Origin of the sequence: Marinobacter vinifirmus, assembly GCF_002258215.1 — a bacterium.
Taxonomy (GTDB): domain Bacteria; phylum Pseudomonadota; class Gammaproteobacteria; order Pseudomonadales; family Oleiphilaceae; genus Marinobacter; species Marinobacter vinifirmus.
Map to the genome: position 1 here is coordinate 104902 of NZ_NEFY01000005.1, position 20177 is coordinate 125078.

General features: G+C 61.2%; 20 protein-coding genes. 16 read left to right on the plus strand and 4 right to left on the minus strand.

The genetic code is table 11. The features are described 5' to 3' along the window. The first annotated feature begins 8 nt into the window (after window positions 1-8). The 3 genes from hyi to B9Q17_RS08340 all read left to right on the plus strand — a co-directional run bounded on the left by hyi (window position 9) and on the right by B9Q17_RS08340 (window position 3041). Window positions 9-788 carry a hydroxypyruvate isomerase gene (hyi, locus tag B9Q17_RS08330; protein WP_094624854.1) on the plus strand — a complete coding sequence of 260 codons (780 nt, stop codon included), beginning with the start codon at window positions 9-11 and terminating at the stop codon, window positions 786-788. A 104-nt stretch (window positions 789-892) separates the two neighbouring features. Further along, entirely contained in the window at window positions 893-1573 is a 681-nt protein-coding gene (locus B9Q17_RS08335; RefSeq protein WP_022988601.1) for a winged helix-turn-helix domain-containing protein, read from the plus strand. Then, window positions 1560-3041 (plus strand): HAMP domain-containing sensor histidine kinase, encoded by a 1482-nt coding sequence (locus B9Q17_RS08340; RefSeq protein WP_094624855.1) that lies wholly within the window; start codon window positions 1560-1562, stop codon window positions 3039-3041. The genes B9Q17_RS08335 and B9Q17_RS08340 overlap by 14 nt, the downstream gene beginning before the upstream one ends. Before the next feature lie 4 nt (window positions 3042-3045). On the opposite strand, the gene B9Q17_RS08345 is transcribed toward B9Q17_RS08340, so the two are convergent. Together B9Q17_RS08345 and greB are read right to left on the minus strand one after the other, a co-directional pair. Then, window positions 3046-3327, minus strand: coding sequence for a hypothetical protein (locus B9Q17_RS08345; protein WP_094624856.1), 282 nt, complete (start codon window positions 3325-3327; stop codon window positions 3046-3048). A gap of 248 nt (window positions 3328-3575) precedes the next feature. Further along, complete coding sequence (gene greB, locus B9Q17_RS08350; protein WP_094624989.1) at window positions 3576-4052, minus strand: transcription elongation factor GreB; 477 nt, start codon at window positions 4050-4052, stop codon at window positions 3576-3578. Between the two features lie 220 nt (window positions 4053-4272). Between greB and B9Q17_RS08355 the strand changes: the two genes are divergently transcribed. Then, window positions 4273-4731: a hypothetical protein gene (locus B9Q17_RS08355; RefSeq protein WP_244177346.1), complete on the plus strand. Its 459-nt coding sequence runs from the start codon at window positions 4273-4275 to the stop codon at window positions 4729-4731. 3 nt (window positions 4732-4734) lie between these two features. Here B9Q17_RS08355 and B9Q17_RS08360 read toward each other — a convergent pair whose 3' ends face one another. Together B9Q17_RS08360 and B9Q17_RS08365 are read right to left on the minus strand one after the other, a co-directional pair. Continuing rightward, a complete protein-coding gene (locus tag B9Q17_RS08360; RefSeq protein WP_058342071.1) occupies window positions 4735-5043 on the minus strand; it encodes a site-specific integrase in 309 nt (102 codons plus the stop codon). Between the two features lie 146 nt (window positions 5044-5189). Further along, window positions 5190-5450: an acyl-CoA-binding protein gene (locus B9Q17_RS08365; RefSeq protein ID WP_094624858.1), complete on the minus strand. Its 261-nt coding sequence runs from the start codon at window positions 5448-5450 to the stop codon at window positions 5190-5192. A 271-nt stretch (window positions 5451-5721) separates the two neighbouring features. On the opposite strand from B9Q17_RS08365, the gene tssB reads away from it, so the two are divergent. The 12 genes from tssB (at window position 5722) to vasI (ending at window position 20175) form a co-directional block, all read left to right on the plus strand. Beyond that, entirely contained in the window at window positions 5722-6219 is a 498-nt protein-coding gene (gene tssB / locus B9Q17_RS08370; protein WP_022988594.1) for a type VI secretion system contractile sheath small subunit, read from the plus strand. 61 nt (window positions 6220-6280) lie between these two features. After that, the gene (gene tssC / locus B9Q17_RS08375; RefSeq protein ID WP_094624859.1) at window positions 6281-7762 is read left to right on the plus strand and encodes a type VI secretion system contractile sheath large subunit; all 1482 of its coding nucleotides are present in this window, start codon (window positions 6281-6283) and stop codon (window positions 7760-7762) included. 3 nt (window positions 7763-7765) lie between these two features. Next, window positions 7766-8203, plus strand: a complete 438-nt coding sequence (gene tssE, locus B9Q17_RS08380; protein WP_094624860.1) for a type VI secretion system baseplate subunit TssE — start codon at window positions 7766-7768, stop codon at window positions 8201-8203. Between the two features lie 309 nt (window positions 8204-8512). Further along, the gene (gene tssF, locus B9Q17_RS08385) at window positions 8513-10285 is read left to right on the plus strand and encodes a type VI secretion system baseplate subunit TssF (RefSeq protein WP_094624861.1); all 1773 of its coding nucleotides are present in this window, start codon (window positions 8513-8515) and stop codon (window positions 10283-10285) included. After that, on the plus strand, window positions 10249-11265 hold the full coding sequence (gene tssG / locus B9Q17_RS08390) for a type VI secretion system baseplate subunit TssG (RefSeq protein ID WP_094624862.1): 1017 nt from the start codon (window positions 10249-10251) through the stop codon (window positions 11263-11265). Before tssF ends, tssG begins: the two co-directional genes overlap by 37 nt. 17 nt (window positions 11266-11282) lie before the next feature. After that, complete coding sequence (tagH, locus tag B9Q17_RS08395) at window positions 11283-12458, plus strand: type VI secretion system-associated FHA domain protein TagH (protein ID WP_094624863.1); 1176 nt, start codon at window positions 11283-11285, stop codon at window positions 12456-12458. Then, window positions 12458-12991: a type VI secretion system lipoprotein TssJ gene (gene tssJ, locus B9Q17_RS08400; RefSeq protein WP_022988588.1), complete on the plus strand. Its 534-nt coding sequence runs from the start codon at window positions 12458-12460 to the stop codon at window positions 12989-12991. Before tagH ends, tssJ begins: the two co-directional genes overlap by 1 nt. After that, window positions 12991-14325 (plus strand): type VI secretion system baseplate subunit TssK, encoded by a 1335-nt coding sequence (tssK, locus tag B9Q17_RS08405; protein WP_094624864.1) that lies wholly within the window; start codon window positions 12991-12993, stop codon window positions 14323-14325. The genes tssJ and tssK overlap by 1 nt, the downstream gene beginning before the upstream one ends. Before the next feature lie 3 nt (window positions 14326-14328). Continuing rightward, the gene (gene icmH / locus B9Q17_RS08410) at window positions 14329-15150 is read left to right on the plus strand and encodes a type IVB secretion system protein IcmH/DotU (protein ID WP_094624865.1); all 822 of its coding nucleotides are present in this window, start codon (window positions 14329-14331) and stop codon (window positions 15148-15150) included. Further along, the gene (gene tssH, locus B9Q17_RS08415) at window positions 15116-17794 is read left to right on the plus strand and encodes a type VI secretion system ATPase TssH (protein ID WP_094624866.1); all 2679 of its coding nucleotides are present in this window, start codon (window positions 15116-15118) and stop codon (window positions 17792-17794) included. Before icmH ends, tssH begins: the two co-directional genes overlap by 35 nt. A 177-nt stretch (window positions 17795-17971) precedes the next feature. Continuing rightward, window positions 17972-19537, plus strand: a complete 1566-nt coding sequence (locus tag B9Q17_RS08420; RefSeq protein ID WP_094624867.1) for a sigma-54 interaction domain-containing protein — start codon at window positions 17972-17974, stop codon at window positions 19535-19537. Next, window positions 19534-20175 carry a type VI secretion system-associated protein VasI gene (vasI, locus tag B9Q17_RS08425; protein ID WP_094624868.1) on the plus strand — a complete coding sequence of 214 codons (642 nt, stop codon included), beginning with the start codon at window positions 19534-19536 and terminating at the stop codon, window positions 20173-20175. The genes B9Q17_RS08420 and vasI overlap by 4 nt, the downstream gene beginning before the upstream one ends. The last annotated feature ends 2 nt before the right edge of the window (window positions 20176-20177 follow it).

The window sequence follows — 20177 nt, forward strand, 5'->3', positions numbered from 1 at the left end:
AGGCACTGATGCCACGTTTTGCCGCGAATTTGTCCATGTTGTTTACCGAGGTGCCGTTTCTCGAGCGTTTCGAGCGTGCTGCAGCTTCGGGTTTCAGGGCGGTGGAGTACCTGTTTCCCTACGAGTGGCCGGCAGAGGAGCTGGCGCAGAGGTTGCAGGCGAACGGGCTGACCCAGGTACTGTTCAACCTGCCACCGGGGGACTGGCATTCGGGAGAGCGGGGAATTGCCTGTTTGCCGGATCGCGTTGAGGAATTCCGGGCTGGTGTCGAGCAGGGCATTGCCTATGCCAGGGGGCTGGGTAATACCCGGCTCAATTGCCTGGCCGGGCTCAAGCCGGCGGAGTTTTCAGAGGAGGAGGCCTGGAGCACGCTGGTCGAGAATGTTCAGTATGCGGCGGACCGCTTTGCCGAGGCGGGGCTGACACTGTGCCTGGAGGCGATCAATTCCCGGGTGGATATGCCCGGCTTCCTGCTGGATACCACCGGCAAGGTGATGGAGCTGATTGAAGCGGTGGATGCCGATAACGTGCGCCTGCAATACGACATCTACCACATGCAGGTCATGGAGGGAGATCTGGTTCGCTCCATGGAGTGCCTGTTGCCCTGGATTGCCCATATTCAGTTTGCCGATAATCCGGGACGGAACGAGCCCGGTACCGGCGAGATTAACTTTTCGAATGTTTTCGCTGCCCTCGACAGGTTGGGCTACGCTGGCTGGGTCAGTGCCGAGTATCGGCCTTCTGTTGTAACCGAGGCGTCTCTGGGCTGGTTCCGGCCCGGTTGTTGACCGTCGTCATAGGCGACACCCTCTTACAAGATCGTAACTGGCCGGGTTCCGGTGTTATTCGTAACCTTGTAAGCAACCAAATCCGCTATCAGGAGGAGTCACCGGTGAAAGCGCTGGTAATCGAAGACGATCAGGATGTAGCAAGTTACCTGGTGAAGGGGCTGAAAGAGTCTGACTTCGTGGTGGATCATGCGGCCGACGGCAAGGAAGGCATGATGATGGCGGCCAGTGAAGAATACGACATCATGATTGTCGACCGCATGCTGCCGGGCATGGATGGGCTATCCATCATCAAAACCGTGCGGGCCACCGGCAACCAGACCCCGGTGCTGATTCTCAGTGCCCTGGGTGATGTGGACGACCGGGTGGAAGGCCTGCGTGGCGGGGGCGATGATTACCTCACCAAGCCGTTCTCGTTCACCGAACTGCTGGCCCGGATCGAGTCGCTGATCCGCCGTAACCGGCAGGCGGCTGAAACCGAAACTGTGCTGAAGGTAGCAGACCTGGAAATGGACCTGCTGGCCCGTACCGTGAAGCGCGCCGGCCATAATATCGATGTCCAGCCCCGGGAATTCCGCTTGCTGGAATATCTGATGCGCAACGCGGGCCAGGTGGTTACCCGGACCATGTTGCTGGAGAAAGTCTGGGACTATCACTTTGACCCCCAGACCAACGTAATCGACGTGCACATCAGCCGTCTGCGCGCCAAGATCGACAAGGAATTCGACACACCCTTGCTGCAGACAGTTCGGGGTGCGGGATACATGTTGCGTGAAACTGCTTAGTCAGCTCAGAACGTCATCGTTCCAACTGGCACTGCTTTATATGGTGGTGTTTGCCACCTCTGTATTCCTGCTCCTGGCATTCATTTACTGGCGCACGGCCGGCTTTATGACCGCCCAGACCGACGAGACCATCGAGGCGGAAATCGCCGGTCTGGCGGAACAGTATCGCGGGCGTGGCGTGAACGGGCTCATTACCATCATCCGTGAGCGTGTCGCCCGGGATCCGAACGCCAAGTCCATCTACCTGCTGACCACCGATGACTTCCTGAAACTGGCCGGAAATATTGAAACCTGGCCGGAAGGCAGTCGTTCTTCCGACAGTGGCTGGATCAATTTTACCCTGAACCCGACCGTGGGCTGGCAGGGGCCGGAACGCCTGGCCCGCGCCCGTATCTTTGATGTCCAGGGTGGCCTGCGCCTGCTGGTCGGCCGGGATGTGGATGAGCTGACCAGCCTGAAGCGGGTGATCGAGACCGCCATCAACTGGGGCATGGGCATCACCCTGGCCCTGGCCCTGCTGGGTGGTTTTCTGATGAGCCGAAGTACCACGCGGCGCATCGAAGTAATCAACAACACCTCGCGACGGATCATGAACGGGCACCTGTCGTTGCGGATACCCACCCGGGGTACCGAAGACGACTTTGACCAGCTGGCCGAAAACCTGAACCAGATGCTCGACCGGATTGTGTACCTGATGGAAGGTATCCGGCATGTATCGGACAGCATCGCCCACGACCTTCGCACCCCGCTGACCCGCCTGCGTAACCAGCTGGAAAACACCCTGATTGCCGTCGATAACGACGAGGCCCGCGAACAGGTAGGCCGGGCGGTTGCGGAAGCCGATCAACTGCTGGCGACTTTCAACGCCCTGCTGCGGATTGCCCGGCTGGAAACCCGGGGTAATTCCGCCGATATGAAGGTGGTGTCGCTGGATGAGCTGGTCAGTGATGCCTGCGAGCTTTACGAAGCCCTGGCGGAAGACAAGGAGCAGACCTTTACCCAGGAGATGGCGTCCGGGGTGATGATTGAAGGTGATCGCGACCTGTTGTTCCAGATGGTCAGCAACCTGATTGATAACGCCATCAAGTACACCCCCGAGCATGGTGGTATCGTGGTGGCGGTCCGCCGGGAAGGTGCTGCGGCGGTGTTTGAAGTGCGGGATTCCGGTATCGGCATTCCGGACGACGAGAAAGACCAGGTGTTCCAGCGTTTTTACCGGGTCGGCAAGAGCCGGTCATTGCCGGGTAATGGTTTGGGGCTGAGCCTGGTCAGTGCGGTGGCCGAGATTCACCAGGGCCAGATCCTGCTCAGCGACACCCATCCGGGCGAGGAGCCGCCGGGGCTTACGGTCAGTGTGCGCATGCCGGCCTTCACCGGCGTGCGAAAGCGGATCAAGGCCACCACGGTGGAGCCTGCAGCGGATTCCGCTGATGAACAAACGTCAACGGCGGAACCCGGCAAGGCCTGACTGCTTACTGGCTGGCGCGGAACCGGTTCACCCGGCTGAGTACCGGCCCGATGACGTTGTCGGCCCGGCTTTCGACGGCCTGTGCCAGCTGGTCAAACTGGGCGCGACGACGGTCAACCCTGGCCTGCAGGCTGTCCCATTCCCCTTCCAGGTGTTTTTGTTCTGCCATCACAAAGGCGGCAATATTGTGCCGGTTGAGTTTGCTGGTAATGCCCATGTCGTCCAGGCGGAAGCCCAGGGTATCAATGCCTTCCAGTGCCAGGTTCAGCAGCTTCTTGGTGTTCATCGGTGTGTCTCCGTTAACAGGGAAATCGGGTCAATTACCTGCAAACTAATGGCGGGCGCTAGAGTGTTCAACCTAATTTCCGGCCGGAGCCAAGGGCGTGATGTCTTGCCAAAAGGTAATTCCGTGGCCACAGGCAGGTAATGAGAGGTGAGGATAATGGGTACTGTAGATGCGGAGGCGGGTGACCCGTTGCCTGCCTCCCCCTCCAGCACAGCGCTAGCCTTAACCCCGTTACCCGCGGGGTTTTTTTATGGCTGCTGGTAACAGATTCGATCGATTTCCCACAGCTTGGTCGACTCCGGGGTTCTCACCATGATTTCGTCGCCTTCGCTTTTGCCGAGGCAGGCTTTGACCACCGGCGCATGCACCGAGACGTAGTTGTTTTTGCCGTAGATCTCGTCCGGCCCGACAATCCGGAAGGTGAGTTCGTTGTCGTCTTCGTCCACCAGGGTTACCCAGGCGCCAAAGAAGGCCTTGCCTTCCTGCACCGGGCTGTACTCCACCACCCGCAGTTTCGACAGCCGGTTTCTCAGGAATCGCACCCGCCGGTCGATTTCGCGCAATCGCTTCTTGTTGTACTGGTAATCCGCGTTCTCTGAACGATCGCCCAGGCTGGCCGCCCACTGTACCTTCCTGGTCACTTCCGGGCGTTCCTTGCGCCACAGCTCGTCCAGTTCCTGCTGCAATTCGGCATAGCCTTCCGGGGTAATAACGTTGGTATCCATAAGGCCTTCAAAGGTCAGGTGAAAGAGTTTGCCCATTCATATCGCCGGGGCGGATCCGGGTCAACTGCTGAATGGCCTGCAGGGACACGTGAAGGTGGTCACACTTTGACCAGTCTTGCCGGAAAACTCCCGGGGTTGGCGATAAACTGAACAGACTAAGTGTGCGCAGGGCGTTATCAGTGATGTGCCGCACCGGATAGCCAGGATTCAGGAAGATACCATGAGCAGCAACAGACAGAGCACAGAGCAACCGTGGCTAAGGCCGCCCCTTATGGCGGGTATGGTGCTGGCTATTACGGTGCTGGTGCCGGCTGTGGTGCAGGCGCAGAGTGCGGAGTCTGCTTTCGAACCTGAGCAGCGTTCAACCATTGAAACCATCCCGTTCCGGGCCATCGGAGAGGAAGCCCTGGCGAACACGGTGATCGAGGGTGGCCTGGAGGCGCCGGCAGCCGGTGTGCCGGTGCAGGTCGGAAAAGATGATGACTTCTACCTGGACCCGCTGGCGTTTCAGCCCAGGGACGACCGCACTGACCTGGGCCGCTCGGAAATTCCCGTGGATATCCGTTTCAGCAACCCGAAGGTGATTCCCGGCCAGACCCACAGCAACAACTATGTGATCCGGCCGCCGGAGAACCGCACCTACGACACCTTCAATCTCAACATGACCGAGCGCCGGTAGCCTTCAGGCCGCCGATTCCAGCGCCACCGGTTTGCCCAGCACATCCCGGTAGAAAAATGTCAGTGCCTGGGTAGCCTGGTTCAGCCGGGCCCGGGACAACTGCATCTGGTCACTCAGATACGCCAGAAACTGCCTTTGCTCTTCTTCGGCAAGGTTGTCGGGGTCGGTCAGATCGTGAAACAGCACAAAGCGGCTGATCCAGTGCAGGTAGGTTTGTTCGGCACGTTGATTGAGCTGGTGTTTGCGAATGGCCGCCTGAACTTCGTCGACCATGCCGGGTCGTGACTGCTCCAGCGCCTGGGTAATATTCATGTTACGCACTCTTCCGGAAAGCTTGTTGTTGTTATGGTGCGCGCATCATATGACAAACGTTTGAATGGTGCAAAAAAGACCTGCAGCCACCGGGCGAGGGGCTGTCTGCCCGGAGCAGGGGGCTCCGGGCCCAGGGCGCGCCTTGGTTACTTCAGCGCTTCCAGCTTGTCGATATACTTCTGCATGGCTTCGTCGCTGGAGGTGCCTTTGAGCTTTTCCCAGGCGTCGTACTTGGCGCGGCCGACAAAGTCCATCATGCCCGGGCGCTTGCCGGAAACATCGCCTTCGGTGGCTTGCTTGTACAGTGCGTAGAACTCCAGCTTCAGTTCGTTGGAGGGTTTGAAGTCGCCTTCGGCGGACTGGATGTAGTTTACCGCGTCATCGAATTTCGCTTTCAGGTCACTCATGGTCTGGCTCCTTGGTTTTAATGGTTTTTTCCTCTGAGGGTGGGCCGAGTATAGCCCTGGTGTGAATCGCCGTCATTGACTGAAAGCGCGTTATGACGGGCGGCAGGGCAATCTGGCAAAAGTTTGCCCGACTGCACATTTCAGGTCATTTCTCGCCAGCGCCTGCTTGAGAACAGCAGATCATCTGTGTACAGTTTGCGCCGTTGCCTGCCAGGATGGCTGGCTTCAGGGATTGAACGACACTGCAAATGAATTGCACAGGGAGCACGCCATGTCTGCCAAAGACGGTTCTGTCGCGCCTAAAGAGCGCATCAATATCAAGTATGTCCCCGCCACCGGCGACCAGCAGGCTGAAACCGAGCTGCCGCTGAAGATGTTCGTGGTTGGCGATTTCAAGGGCCATGCTGAAGAAACCCCCATCGAAGACCGCAAGGCCATTTCCGTTGACAAGAACAACTTCCGTTCGGTCATGAAGGAAGCGGGCCTGACCCTCTCCACCACCGTTTCCAACAAGCTCGAAGACAATGCCGACGACCTGCCGGTGAACCTGGACTTCCAGGGCCTGGACGACTTTTCTCCGGACAGCATCGCCCGCCAGGTGCCCGAGCTGAAAAAGCTGATCGAACTGCGCGAAGCCCTGGTTGCCCTCAAGGGCCCACTGGGTAACGTACCGGCCTTCCGCAGCAAGCTGCAGGAACTGCTGGACAACGACGGCGCCCGGGAAAAACTGCTGGCGGAGCTTGAGCTGGCCACCGACGGCGGCGAATAAGCGCGCCACCGGAACCCGGTAACCAACACCGATTATCAATCACGTACTGAAGGGATGTGGTATGTCTGATACTGCTGTGCAGCAATCTGCTGCCTCCGAATCCGTAGCACAAGGGTCCTTGCTGGACCAGGTTATGGCCAACAGCCGCATGGCGCCGGCCGACGAAGGTTACGATGTTGCCCGCAAAGGGGTGGCCACGTTTATCGCCAACCTGCTGAAGAGCGACGAAAAAGGCCAGCCGGTCAACAAGGCCCTGGTGGACCAGATGGTGGTGGAGCTGGATCGCAAGATCAGCGCCCAGATGGATGAAATCCTGCACGCGCCCAAGCTGCAGGAACTGGAATCGTCCTGGCGCGGCCTGAAGCTGATGGTGGATCGCACCGATTTTCGCGAGAACATCAAGGTGGATATCCTGCATGCCACCAAGACCGAACTGCTGGAAGACTTCGAATTTGCCCCGGACGTGACCCAGACCGGCTTCTACAAGCACATCTATGCCGCCGAGTATGGTCAGTTCGGTGGTGAGCCGGTGGGCGCGATTGTTGGCAACTACGCCTTCAGCCCGTCCACACCGGACATGAAACTACTGCAGTACGTGTCGTCCGTGGGCGCCATGTCCCACGCGCCATTCCTGTCCTCGGTGGCGCCGTCGTTCTTCGGTGTCGACAGCTACCAGGAGCTGCCGGCGATCAAGGAACTGAGCGCCGTTTTCGAAGGCCCGAAATACGCCAAGTGGCGCTCCCTGCGGGAATCCGAAGACGCCCGTTACCTGGGCCTGACCGCACCGCGCTTCCTGCTGCGGGTGCCCTATGACCCCACCGAGAACCCGGTGCGCAGCTTCAACTACAAGGAAGAAGTGTCCGGCGACCACGAGCACTACCTGTGGGGCAACACTGCGTACCTGCTGGCGACCCGACTGACCGAAAGCTTCGCCAAGTACCGCTGGTGCCCGAACATCATCGGCCCGCAAAGCGGTGGTGCGGTGGAAGACCTGCCGGTGCACACCTTTGAATCCTTCGGCCAGCTGGAAGCCAAGATCCCGACCGAAGTGCTGATCACCGACCGCCGCGAATACGAACTGGCGGAAGAAGGCTTCATCGCCCTGACCATGCGCAAAGGCAGCGACAACGCGGCGTTCTTCTCCGCCAACTCGGTGCAGAAGCCCAAGCAGTTCCCGAACACCAAGGAAGGTAAAGAAGCGGAAACCAACTACAAGTTGGGCACCCAGCTGCCGTACATGATGATCGTGAACCGCCTGGCCCACTACATCAAGGTACTGCAGCGCGAGCAGATCGGTTCCTGGAAGGAGCGCCAGGACCTGGAGCGTGAGCTCAACACCTGGATTCGCCAGTACGTGGCCGACCAGGAGAACCCGCCCGCCGACGTTCGCAGCCGCCGCCCGTTGCGTGCCGCCCACGTGGAAGTCTCCGATGTGGAAGGCGATCCGGGCTGGTACCAGGTCTCCCTGGCCGTGCGCCCGCACTTCAAGTACATGGGTGCCAACTTCGAACTGTCGCTGGTTGGCCGCCTGGACAAGGATTAATCCGTGTTCGGCGACACCGGCACTGACGGCGTTCGCAATACCGGCAGCCTGTTTGAACGGCTCGAACAGGCTGCCGCTCCCGCGGGGCAGGGAATGGGTGAAGTGACCCATGTGGTGGAATCCATCAAGCGCCACCTGGTGCGCCTGCTGAACGCCCATCCGGGCAACAGCGCCAGCGTACCGGATCTCGGGTTGCTGGATTTCAACGATGCCACCTTGGGGACGCTGGATCTGAGTATCCAGATTCGGGGGGCGATTCGTCAGTGCATCGAGAAGTTTGAGCCGCGGGTGAAGCGGGTGGATGTGGTGGCCTTGCCGCCGGGGCCGGACCCGTTGCAGTTGAAGTTTCAGGTGACGGTTTACCTGCAGGTTGCCGGGAGTGACGACCGGACCACCATTGACCTGGTTTTGGATGACAAGCGGTATTACCGGGTGGTTTAGGCTTGGTTGCATTGGCCCGTGGGGGCTGGAGGGGGTGGGGGACCATTTTCTTCTGGGAAAAAACAACTCGCTTTGCTCAGACATCTTTTTTCCCGCCAGAAAATGGTCCCCCACCCCCTCCGTCAAACCTGGATGAATGCCGTCTGGATGTTTTTTGAAGGCACGGATGAGAGCGAGGGTGTGGTTGGTCTTTCCAAAAGTGTGCGGAGCCATGGATGGCGGAGCTCAAGCGCCCCACGGACGGGCTCGAAGCGTCTTTTGGAAAGACCAACCACACCCTTGCTCGGAGCCAGATAAGGTGCAGTAAGAATGAAGTTGAACAGGTTCTACAGGGATGAGTTGAGCTTTCTGCGGTTGCAGGGCAGGGAATTTGCCGAGGCGCATCCGCAGCTTACCCGCTTTTTGTCCGAACAAAGCACCGACCCGGATGTGGAGCGGTTGCTGGAAGGCTTTGCCTTTCTGACCGGCAAATTGCGGGAGAAGGTTGAGGACGAGTTTCCTGAGCTGACCCATTCGCTGCTGAACATGCTCTGGCCGAATTATCTGCGGCCGGTGCCCAGCTGCACCATTATGCGCTTTGACCCGCAACTGCACGCCATTAGTGAGCGGCAAACCGTTGAGCGTCATACCGAAATCAAGAGCCGGCCCTTGGGCGAGGCCAGCCGTCAGACTCAGTGCCGGTTCCGGACTTGCCGGGCTGTGGATATCTTTCCGGTCAGTGTGGCGGAGGCCCATGCCGAGCATTCCCGGGAAGTGTCTTCCGTTACCGTCGACCTGGCCCTGCATACGGACCAGCCGTTGAATGGTCTGGGGCTGGACAGCCTGCGGTTCTATCTGGGTGGGGATAACCACACCGCTGAAACCCTGTACCTGTGGCTGAACCATTACCTCAGCCGTATGGAGCTGGTGGTGGGCGACAACGTCTACAACCTGCCGTCGTCGTTGCTGCAGCCGGTGGGTTTTGCGGCGGATGAGGCGATTCTGCCGTATCCAAAGAATGCCTATGCCGGGTACCGCATCATCCAGGAGTACCTGAGCTTTCCGGAGGCTTTCCGGTTTGTAGATATCGGCGGGCTGAAGTCCCGTTTGCCGGCGGTGCAGGCGGATGAGATCAGTCTGCGTTTTCATTTCAGCCGGATTCTGCCACCGGATGCCCGGGTTACCCGGGACTCCCTGCAGCTGTACTGCACGCCGGCGGTGAATCTGTTCAGCCACGAAGGGGAGCCGGTGGATTTGAACGGCCGGCAGACCGAGTACCGTATTTCGCCCTCCAGCCGCTGCCCGGAGCATTTTGAAGTGTTCAGTATCGAGCAGGTGGAAGGCTGGCTGGAAGGGCGTTCCGGGCGCGGTGAGCCTCGGCTGTATACCGCGTTCGAGAGTTTCCAGCACGAGGTGGAGCGGGATCGGGGCCGTACGGCGCTGTATTACCGGGTGCGTACCCGTGAAAGCGTGCGCGGTGATGGCTTTGATCACTACATCTCGTTTGTCCGGGGCGACGAGTCCGAATGCATGAACCGCCAGGAAGCGGTGTCGCTGACATTGACCTGCACCAACCGCCAGCTGCCCCAGCAACTGGCGGTGGGGGAGATCTGCATGGCCACCGAGACCACGCCGGCGTTTGCCTCGTTCAGCAACATTACCCGGCCCACGGCCACGCTGCGGCCAACGCTGGATGGCAGCCTGTTGTGGACGCTGATTTCCAATCTGTCCCTGAACTACCTGTCGATGCTGGATGTGGATGCCCTGCGCACGGTGTTGCGGGTGTACGACTTCCGTGCCCTGGTCGACCGGCAGGCGGAACGGGTTTCCCAGAAGCGGTTGGCGGGCATCAGCGAGATTGCCACCCAGCCGGTGGACCGCATGGTGCGCGGCTTGCCGGTGCGGGGCATTCGTTCGGTGCTGAAGCTGGATCAGCAGAATTTCGGCAGCGAGGGCGATCTGTACCTGTTCGGCACGGTACTGAGTCAGTTTTTTGCGCTTTACGCGAGCATTAATGCCTTTCACCAGCTGGAAGTGGTGAATACAGACAACCAGGAACGGTACACATGGACGTTACAGCAAGGTCAGCAGCCGCTGATGTAGCCGGGCTGGAACCTGTCCTCGGCAACGCGCGGCGGTACAGTTTTTTTCAGTTGGTGGACCTGATTCACCGGCACCACGGCGACGACCTGGAAAACTCCGGCAACGGCGAGCCCCGGCAGGAGCGTATCCGGTTCTCGGCCTCGGCCGGTCTGGGCTTTCCGGGCAGTGATGTGGTTTCGGCCCTGTCGCCGGAACATGAACACGCGCCTTACCAGATGGAAGTGAGCTTTCTCGGCCTGCACGGCTCCCAGTCGCCACTGCCCGGTTACTACCTGGAAGACCTGGCCTGGGAAGCAGGCCAGGATCTGGGGGTGCGCCGGCACTTCCTGGATTTTTTCAATCACCGGCTGGTGACCCTGTTTCACCGGGCCTGGCGCAAGTACCGGTATTACGTGCGGTTTCAGCCGGGTGCCAGCGACGGCTTTTCCGAACTGGTGTTTGCCCTGGTGGGGCTGGGTGACAGCCGTCTGCGGGAAGCCACGCCGGTCAACTGGTCCAAGATGCTGGCCTACGCGGGCCAGATGGCGGGCCGTAGCCGGTCGCCGGAAGTGGTCAGCGGCATTGTCGCGCATTGTTTCGACCTGGAAGACGTCAGCATCGAACAGTGGGTGTTGCGTAAGGTGGCCATCGGGCCAGACCAGCAAACACGGCTGGGCCAGGCCAATGCCAGCCTGGGCCAGGACACCCTGGTGGGCTCCGGCATCCGGGACCGCAGCGGCAAGTTTATCCTGCGCCTGCGCAACCTGAGCCGGCGCCGCTTTGCGGATTTTCTGCCCAACGGACGGGACCATGAGCGGCTGGTGAAGCTGGTGGAATTCACCACCCGGGAGCAGCTGGCCTACGACCTGGAACTGCAGATGCGGCCCAGGGATATCCGGCCTATGCAGCTGGGTGAGGACGTGCGCCTCGGCTGGAATTCATTTGTAACACCGGAGCGGGCCCGTGAACGCCCGGCGGTGCGCATCCAGATACGACGATAAGGCAAGGAGCCAGACAGGTGTCAAACCGGACAGCAGCATTAACCCTGGTGATCATCAACCCGACCGAAACCGGCGGTGGTGCCAGCATTGAACACAAATTCAGTACCGGTGGCGGCTCTATCGGCACCGCCGCCAACGATACCTGGCGGTTGTCGCCCCATCGCACCGGGGCTGTAGCCGGCCATGCCGAGGTTCGTTACCTGGATGGCGGCTTCTGCCTGATCGACCGTAGCGGCCGAACCTACATCAACAGCAGCAGCCAGCCTGTTGGCCGGGGCCGCAGGGCGCGGCTGAACCATGGTGACACACTCACCATTGGCCGGTACCGGATGCGGGCAGAGCTCAATGGCGAGGCGGCCTTTAACAAGGGGATGGAAGAAGACGCCGGCCAGCACAGGCAACTGGTGGATGTGGCCGAAGGCTCGTTGTTGCGGTCGGAATCCGGCCAGGCACTGCCGGATGGCCGCGAGCCTCTTGAGGGACTGCACACCCCGGCAGGGGAACCGATCAGCGAAGACCCGCTGGCTCCCTGGCCAAACACACAGGAGCGACAGGGCATGTCAGAGTCCACGGAACAGAGTCGGGAAGCCAAAGACACCAGCCGGAAACACATCAGCGGTGCCCCCCTGATGCGCGGTATGGAAGCCGAGATTGATTTTGCCGACAGCGATGAAATGCGCCTGTTTCTGGAAGAGGCCGGCCAGACCCTGAAAGCCACGGTCGAAGGCCTGCTGGCTTTGCATCAGGGCGAGGATTCCCGCCACCGGGCCCTGCGCACCCGCCTGCAGCCGATTGAGGACAATCCGCTGCGCCTGGGTGATGACTATGCGGGCACCATGCAGACCCTGTTTGCGGCCGAGCGCAGCCCGGTGCACCTGTCTGCCCCGGCCGCTGTTCGCGAAAGCCTGGAGAGCCTGAACCATCACCAGCAGGCTACCCGGGAAGCTATTCGGGAAGCGCTGGAAGCGATCCTTTACGCCTTCTCACCGGAGGCCCTGTTGCGCCGGTTCCACGGTTACCGCCGTGGCCTGCAAGACAACGAAGACGAAGGCCGCTGGGCCTGGAACATGTACCAACACTATTACCGCGAACTCAGATCCAGTCGTCAGCAGGGTTTCGAGCGCCTCTTCCAGGAGGTGTTCGACCAGGCTTATGACCAGCATCTGCGCCAACTACAGAGGGAGAATGTTTGATGAAGTACTGCAAATGGAGCTTGCTGGCGGTTGTTATGTTAATGGTGGGGTGCAGCACCCCGTACAACGCGGTGACCAAGACCGCCAAGGTGCTGTGGGATCCCGACATTCCCGTGGGCTATCCGGAAGACCTGCCCAGCCGCGTGGACCTGACCATGCTGGCGGAACCGAATGTAAACCCGAACGAATCCCTGGCGCCCACGCCCATCGCGTTCCAGATCATCGAGTTGCGGGACAGCTCGCTGCTGATGGCCGGTGATTTCGACCAGCTGCTGACCGACCTGGAAGATTCCCTGGGCCGCAACTATGTGGACCACAGCGATTACACCCTGGTGCCGGGCCAGTTCAAGTTTGTGGAGCCGTTCGAAATCAGCAAGGACACCCGGTTTATCGCTGTGATTGCTTTCTATGCCTACCCCAACCTGTCCCAGTGGAAAAAGGTGGTCAGGGTGGACCCCATTGGCGGCCGCTACCACCTGTTGGTCAACCTGCGCGAGCGGGAAGTGAAACTGACACGTTCGGATGAAAGCTGATGGCAGTCACCAACCGAGTGGTCTGGAGTGACGGGCTGTTCATCAAGCCCCAGCATTTCCAGCAGCAACAAAGATACCTGGAGCACCAGATTAACGAGCGGGCGCTGGCGGTGTCTGACTACCTGTATGGCTTCAGTGACCTGGAACTGAACGCCGAGTACCTGAGCTTTGGCCGGGTCGGGCTGGTGCGGGCCTGCGGGCTGTTTCCGGACGGCACCCGGTTCAACCTGCCCCAGGACGACGTAATGCCGGAGCCCCTGGAAATCACCGATGCCTCGGTGGCCAACCAGGTGGTGTTCCTGGCACTGCCCCTGGGCAGCGATACCCTGGCAGAAGTGGAATGGCCGGATGCCCCGGTCGCCGGCCGGTTCCGGGCCCAGGCTGTAGAAATCCGCGACCTGCATTCGGTCGATGGCGATGCCCACAGCATCGATGTGGGCCGGGTGGCGCCGCGGTTGGTGCTGGAGCGGGAAGACCGCAGTGCCTACGCCAGCCTTGCCGTTGGCCGGATCCTGGAAAAGCGCCCGGATGGCAGCCTGGTGATGGATCCGAACTTCCTGCCCACCATGCTCAGTGTGCGTTCCGCGCCCCGGCTCCAGCGGTTTGTCGGAGAGATGGCCGGGCTGATGCAGGAGCGGGCCCGCAACATCGCCGAACGCGTGGGTGCGCCGGGGCAGGGTGGTGTGGCCGATGTGTCGGACTTCATGCTGTTGCAGATGCTGAACCGTGCCCACCCCCGGTTTATGCACCTGGCACGGCTGCGCCAGTTGCATCCGGAACGGCTGTATGAGGTGTTGCTGGAACTCTGCGGCGAGCTGGTGACCTTCACCGACGAAAGCCGCTTGCCAAGGGAGTTCACCCCCTACGACCACGACCTGCCAGTGGCGTGTTTCAGCCCGCTGATGCAGATTCTGCGGCAGGCCCTGAGTACCGTTCTGGAGCCGCGGGCCTTGTCGATCGCCCTGCAGCAGCGCCAGTACGGCCTGACGGTGGCCCCGGTCCAGGATGGCCAGCTGATCAGGGATGCCGAGTTCATCCTGGCGGTGAAGGCCGACATGCCGCTGGACGACCTGCGCAAACAGTTTGTGCAGCAGTGCAAGGTGGCCTCGGTGGAGAAAATCCGCGATCTCATCAGCCTGCAGCTGCCCGGCATTCCGCTGTCCGCCTTGCCGGTGGCGCCGCGCCAGTTGCCGTATCACGCCGGTTTTGTGTACTTCCGGCTGGACGACCAGAGCCAGGCCTGGCAGATGCTCGATAACGCCAGCGGCTTCGCCTTCCACGTGGCCGGCAGTTACCCGGGGCTGGAAATGCAATTCTGGGCAATCAGGAGCTAGATCATGGCAGATGCACCGGTAATGGACAGACCGCGCAGCACCAGGGATTCGGGTGATCGTGCATTCAGTGACCTTCTGTTTGCCGACAACGACAGCCCGGGTTCCCGCAATGACTTTGCCAACAGCGGATTCCAGCTGCGGGGGCAGGAAGAAAACCGCCTGATCGACGCGGCGACACCTCTGCTGGGGCTGGTTATCCGGGTTCGCCGGCTGGCGGATTTCCGGGATGTGGAAAGCCTGTACCAGCAGGTAACCGACGAAGTGGCGGCCATCGACCGTGAACTGGTGGAGCAGGGCTACGAACGCCCCACGGTGGTGGCATACCGCTATGTGCTGTGCGCATTTATCGACGAAGCGGTGCTTGGCACCGACTGGGGCGCCCACAGTGTGTGGTCACAACACTCCCTGTTGTCCCGTTTCCACAACGAAACCTGGGGTGGTGAGAAGGTGTTCGCCATCCTGGCCCGGATGGAAAAAGAGCCGGAACGCTACCGGGACATGCTGGGTTTCATCTACCTGTGCCTGTGTCTGGGTTTTGAGGGCCGTTACAAGGTGATGGAAAACGGCCGCGATGAATACGAGAAGATTGTCCGGGGCCTGTACGAACAGCTGCGGGAACTGCGCGGTGATAGGGAACCCCGGCCGCTGACCGATGCCTTGGCAAACCTGGCCCCTGCCCGTAACCGGTTGCGCACCGGGTTGCCCGCCTGGCTGATCGGCGGGCTGTTTGTGGCGGCCATGGCCGGGATTTATCACCTGTACAACATTGCGCTGAACGAACGCATCAGGGATGTGCTCAGCGTACTGGACCAACTACCGAAATAAGGACATCACTGTGATTCGGGTAGAACTGCCGGCGCTGATCGGGCGCCTCAACGACATTTCACGCCAGGCGCTGGAAGCCTCCGCCGCCCTGTGCATCAGCCGTCAGGGCGCCGAGATTACCCCGGCGCACCTGTTGTTCAAGCTGCTGGAAACACCGTTTTCTGACGTGCGCCAGATCCTGGAACACACCGGCATCAACCACCAGCAGCTGCAACCGCTGGTGGGCGACAGCCTGAACGGCGAACCTCAAACCGCCGAGCCGTATCCCTCGTTCTCGCCGCTGCTGGTGGAGCTGATGCAGGACGCCTGGCTGCTGGCCTCTACCGAACTGGGCCATACTGAACTGCGCTCCGGCGCGGTGTTCCTGGCCCTGCTGATGAACTCCGACCGCTACCTGATGCCCCGGGTGGCCCAGGCCCTGGTGGACATCAACCGGGAACAGCTGCGCAAGCAGTTTGACCGGCTAACCGAAGGCTCCGTTGAGCGCCCGCAACTGACCGAAAACGGCGCGGCCAGGCCTGTGGCGGATGCCGACATGGACCCGCTCAAGCGTTATGCCACCGACTTCACCAAGCTGGCCCGGGAACAAAAGCTGGACCCGGTGGTGTGCCGGGATGCCGAAATCGACCAGATGATCGACATCCTCTGCCGCCGCCGCAAGAACAACCCCATCGTGGTGGGCGACGCCGGCGTGGGCAAAAGCGCCCTGGTGGAAGGCCTGGCCCTGCGGATTGTGAACGGCGACGTACCGGACCGCCTGAAAACCGTTGAACTCTGGACCCTGGACATGGGCGCCCTGCAGGCCGGAGCTTCCGTTAAAGGTGAGTTTGAGAAGCGCCTGAAAGGCGTGATCGAAGCAGTCAAAGGTTCTGCCACTCCGATCATCCTGTTCATCGACGAAGCCCACACCCTGATTGGCGCCGGCAACAGCGAAGGCGGCTCTGACGCCGCCAACTTGCTGAAGCCAGCCCTGGCCCGGGGCGAGCTGCGTACTATCGCCGCCACCACCTGGCGCGAGTACAAGAAATACTTCGAGAAAGACCCGGCCCTCAGCCGCCGCTTCCAGCCGGTCGCCCTGGACGAGCCGACCCCGGGCGAAGCCGTCCACATCCTCCGCGGCCTGCGTACTGTCTACGAAAAAGCCCACCAGGTACTGGTCGCCGACAGCGCCCTGAAAGCCGCCTCGGAAATGTCTGCCCGTTACCTGGCGGGCCGGCAGCTGCCGGACAAAGCCATCGACGTACTGGATACCGCCTGCGCCCGGGTCAGCCTGAACCTGAGCACCCCGCCACGGCGCCTGAGCCACGTGCGCAGTGAGCTGCACCAGCTGGCCATGGAGCAGGACCTGCTGAGCCGGGAACACGCCCTGGGCCAGAACGTCGACACCGAGCGGGAACAGGAACTTGAACAACTCATTGCCGACCTGACCGCCGAAGCCGAAGCCCTGGAGCAAAGCTGGAACGACCAGCGAGAACTGGTAGCCCGACTGGTCGAAATCCGCGAACAGCTGCTGACCGGTGAACAGCCTGCGGCAGAAGCGGATCAAAACGCTGCTGATCTGGATACCGAAGAACGCCCGGACCTGAAAAGCGAAGCCGCCGCCATCGAACAGGAACTGGCCGAGCTTCAGGCCGACGAGCCCCTGGTCCACGCCCGGGTCGACGCCCGCCAGGTGGCCGAAGTCATCGCCGACTGGACCGGTATCCCGGTCAACCGGATGACCACCGACGAGCTGGAAAAAATCACCCACTTGCCGGCCTACCTGCAGGCCCACATCAAAGGCCAGGACACCGCCATCGACTGCCTGCACCAACACCTGCTCACCGCCCGCGCCGACCTGCGCCGGCCGGGCCGCCCCATGGGCGCCTTCCTGCTGGTCGGCCCCAGCGGCGTTGGTAAAACCGAAACCGTGGTGCAATTGGCTGAACTGCTCTATGGCGGCCGCCAGTTCCTCACCACCATCAACATGTCCGAATACCAGGAGAAACACACCGTCTCCCGCCTGATCGGCTCACCCCCTGGCTACGTCGGATTCGGCGAAGGCGGCATCCTCACCGAAGCCATCCGCCAGAAGCCTTATTCCGTGGTGCTGCTCGACGAAGTCGAAAAAGCCCACCCGGAAGTCCTCAACCTGTTCTACCAGGCCTTCGACAAAGGCGAACTGGCGGACGGCGAAGGCCGGTTGATCGACTGCAAAAACGTCGTCTTTTTCCTAACCTCCAACCTCGGCTACCAGACCATCGTCAACCACGCCGAAGCACCGGAAAAGATCGAAGAAGCCCTGTACCCGGAACTGGCCAACTTCTTCAAACCCGCGTTGCTGGCCAGAATGGAAGTGGTGCCCTACCTGCCGCTGGGCGAAGACACCCTCAACCGCATCGTCGGCGACAAACTCCAGCGCCTGGCCGACCAGATCAAAGCCCGCTACCACACCGACGTGGAGCTGGAAGGCGGCCTGGTAGAAGCCATCCGCAGCCGCGCCACCCGAAGCGAAAACGGTGCAAGGATGCTGGAGTCGATCATCGAAGGCGAATTGCTGCCACCGGTATCCCTGGCACTGCTGGAGAAGCTGGCGGCCAGGGAGCCGGTGACCAAGGTCACCCTGGGTGTGAGCGACAACAAGTTCACAGGCGTTGTTGCCTGACGTTTAAATCGAACGGAGCGTAGCCTGCGGGGTGGCTTTCCAAAACCCTGCGGAGCCATGGATGGCGGAGCGGAGCGTACAGGGATGTATTCACAGCGTGTTTTGGAAAGCCACCCCGCAGGGTGCGCGGGCGACGATCTCCTAAGTAATTATTCCGGGATGGAAAGCATGGGAAGGATGCAGAAGGAACTGCACACCGGCATAGACCTGGCGGTGGCACTCATCAAACAGGATACCCTGCCGGCGCTGTTGAACACCGCCACCCGCCAACTCGAAAACGCCTTCGCGCTCAGCAAATGCTGGGCACTGGAACTCGACCTCAGCGGCCGAACCCTCCACTGCGGCAAACTGGACGAAGCGGGCGAATTCGACTGCAACGACTTCAGCCATCCCTTCGCCCACGTACTGCAAACGGGGCAACCAAGGGAACTGACCCGCGCCGCCAGCTACCGCCTGGACCACGCCGGCTTCCAGAACCTTCTGGAACTCAGTGGGCGCCCGAGAAGTTTCTGGCTGGAACCGTTAAAAGGCACAGATGGCCGCACGCTTGGCATGCTCGTACTGTGTGGCGACCACCCGGACTGGCAAGGCATCATCAGCCAGCCCCTGTACGCCGGCATCAAACAACTGCTGGTGCACCAGTGGATCAGCCAACTGCAAGCCCGCGACCAGGTCTGGCAGCGGCGGCTGCTCAAGCGCTCCCTGGACCACCTGCACGACGCCGAAACCCTGCGCCAGCGCTGTAACCAACTGGCCCACACCCTGGTTGGTAACTCTGAAGCCATGGTCAACCTGCGGGCCCAGGTAGTGCGTGCCGCCGGCAGCCGGCTGTCGGTGCTGATCCAGGGCGAAACCGGCTGTGGCAAAGACGTCGTTGCCCGGGGGATCCACGACATGTCTGACCGGGCCAACGGCCCCATGGTGGTGGTCAACTGTGCCGCCATCCCGGACAGCTTGCTGGAAAGCGAACTGTTCGGTCACACCAAGGGTGCCTTCTCCGGTGCGGACCAGGCCAAGGAAGGCCTGCTGGCCCGGGCCAACGGCGGCACCCTGTTCCTGGATGAAATCGGCGACATGCCCATGGCCTTGCAATCGAAACTGCTGCGGGTACTGGAAAGCCGCCAGTTCCGCCCCCTGGGTGCCCGGGATGAACAGCACTCCGATTTCCGGTTGGTAGCAGCAACCCATCAGCCCCTTCAGGAAGGCATCGAAGATGGCCGCTTTCGCCGGGACCTGTTCTACCGCCTCAGCCAGTTCCCGCTGCGGGTCAACCCCCTGCGGGAGCGCACCGAAGACCTGGAAGCCCTGAGCCGGCATTTCATCCGCCTGTATACCGAGCGTGAAGGCAGCGGCCCTTTGGGTATCAGCAGCCACGCCCTGCACACGCTGGCCGGTTACAACTTCCCCGGTAACGTGCGGGAACTGCGCAACATCGTGGAACTGGCCTGCCTGCAAACCCCCGCCGGTGACGATGTCCAGCCCGATGTACTGCGCCTGGATGATCTGTTTGCCGAACCCGGCCAGCCCCTGACGGCAAGCGTGGCGCCCAAAACCGTGCCGGGGGTGCCGGGAGTCGACGACATCCGCGACCTGAAAGCGGCCTCCCAGGCCTTTGAAGCCGCCATCATCCGTGACCGCCTGCGCCAGTACGGCGGCAACCGTGCCCAGGCGGCCGAAAGCCTGGGTTTGCCGAAGCGCACCCTGGCCCATAAATGTCTGAAGTATCAGGTAACTGACCTATGACCCTGAAAGACCCTGTTCGAACTGGCCTGCTGGCCCTGGCCATGCTGTGTGCCAGCAGCCATGGCGTCGCCGATCCGCGCCTGACCGCGGCTGGGGCCTGCACTGAAGAAGCCAACCGGCTGGAGCGGCTGGCCTGTTTTGACGAGGTTTTTGCCACACCGCTGGCCCCTTATCAGCCGGGTGCCGGAGAGCCTCGGATGAATCGCTCCGAACGCTGGCGCCAGGCCTTTGCCCTGGCTGGTAAGGGCGATGCCTCCGGGGTGATGTACCGGAACACCGGGGCAACCGCCGGGCACCTGGTCACCGTGACCGCCCTGGGAGCAAAGCCCCCGCGCCCGGTACTGACCCTGCAATGCCACAACAACATTACCGAACTTGCGGTCATGCTGCCGGAGCCGATTAACCGGGAGCGGGTCAATGTGGCCCTGGGTGCCGAACGCGCCTGGTGGCGGGTGCGGGATGAGGGGCTGGTGGTCAGTGCTGGCCGTGGCCTGCCCGCTATTCGCACCGTTCTGGCCATGGTTCGGGAGCCGGATACCCGGGTTCAGGCCGATGTGGCGGAACTGGATGGCCTGTTGTTTGACCTCACCGGCTACGCGGAGGCCATCAAGCCTTTGCGCCAGGCCTGTGGCTGGTAAGG

Excerpts from the sequence above, each read along its gene's own strand:
- hyi (WP_094624854.1), top strand. The coding sequence starts at position 9 with ATGCCACGTTTTGCCGCGAATTTGTCCATGTTGTTTACCGAGGTGCCG.
- B9Q17_RS08345 (WP_094624856.1), bottom strand. The coding sequence starts at position 3,327 with ATGAACACCAAGAAGCTGCTGAACCTGGCACTGGAAGGCATTGATACC.
- greB (WP_094624989.1), bottom strand. The coding sequence starts at position 4,052 with ATGGATACCAACGTTATTACCCCGGAAGGCTATGCCGAATTGCAGCAG.
- B9Q17_RS08355 (WP_244177346.1), top strand. The coding sequence starts at position 4,273 with ATGAGCAGCAACAGACAGAGCACAGAGCAACCGTGGCTAAGGCCGCCC.
- B9Q17_RS08360 (WP_058342071.1), bottom strand. The coding sequence starts at position 5,043 with ATGAATATTACCCAGGCGCTGGAGCAGTCACGACCCGGCATGGTCGAC.
- B9Q17_RS08365 (WP_094624858.1), bottom strand. The coding sequence starts at position 5,450 with ATGAGTGACCTGAAAGCGAAATTCGATGACGCGGTAAACTACATCCAG.
- tssB (WP_022988594.1), top strand. The coding sequence starts at position 5,722 with ATGTCTGCCAAAGACGGTTCTGTCGCGCCTAAAGAGCGCATCAATATC.
- tssC (WP_094624859.1), top strand. The coding sequence starts at position 6,281 with ATGTCTGATACTGCTGTGCAGCAATCTGCTGCCTCCGAATCCGTAGCA.
- tssF (WP_094624861.1), top strand. The coding sequence starts at position 8,513 with ATGAAGTTGAACAGGTTCTACAGGGATGAGTTGAGCTTTCTGCGGTTG.
- tssG (WP_094624862.1), top strand. The coding sequence starts at position 10,249 with ATGGACGTTACAGCAAGGTCAGCAGCCGCTGATGTAGCCGGGCTGGAA.
- tssJ (WP_022988588.1), top strand. The coding sequence starts at position 12,458 with ATGAAGTACTGCAAATGGAGCTTGCTGGCGGTTGTTATGTTAATGGTG.
- tssK (WP_094624864.1), top strand. The coding sequence starts at position 12,991 with ATGGCAGTCACCAACCGAGTGGTCTGGAGTGACGGGCTGTTCATCAAG.
- icmH (WP_094624865.1), top strand. The coding sequence starts at position 14,329 with ATGGCAGATGCACCGGTAATGGACAGACCGCGCAGCACCAGGGATTCG.
- tssH (WP_094624866.1), top strand. The coding sequence starts at position 15,116 with ATGTGCTCAGCGTACTGGACCAACTACCGAAATAAGGACATCACTGTG.
- B9Q17_RS08420 (WP_094624867.1), top strand. The coding sequence starts at position 17,972 with ATGCAGAAGGAACTGCACACCGGCATAGACCTGGCGGTGGCACTCATC.
- vasI (WP_094624868.1), top strand. The coding sequence starts at position 19,534 with ATGACCCTGAAAGACCCTGTTCGAACTGGCCTGCTGGCCCTGGCCATG.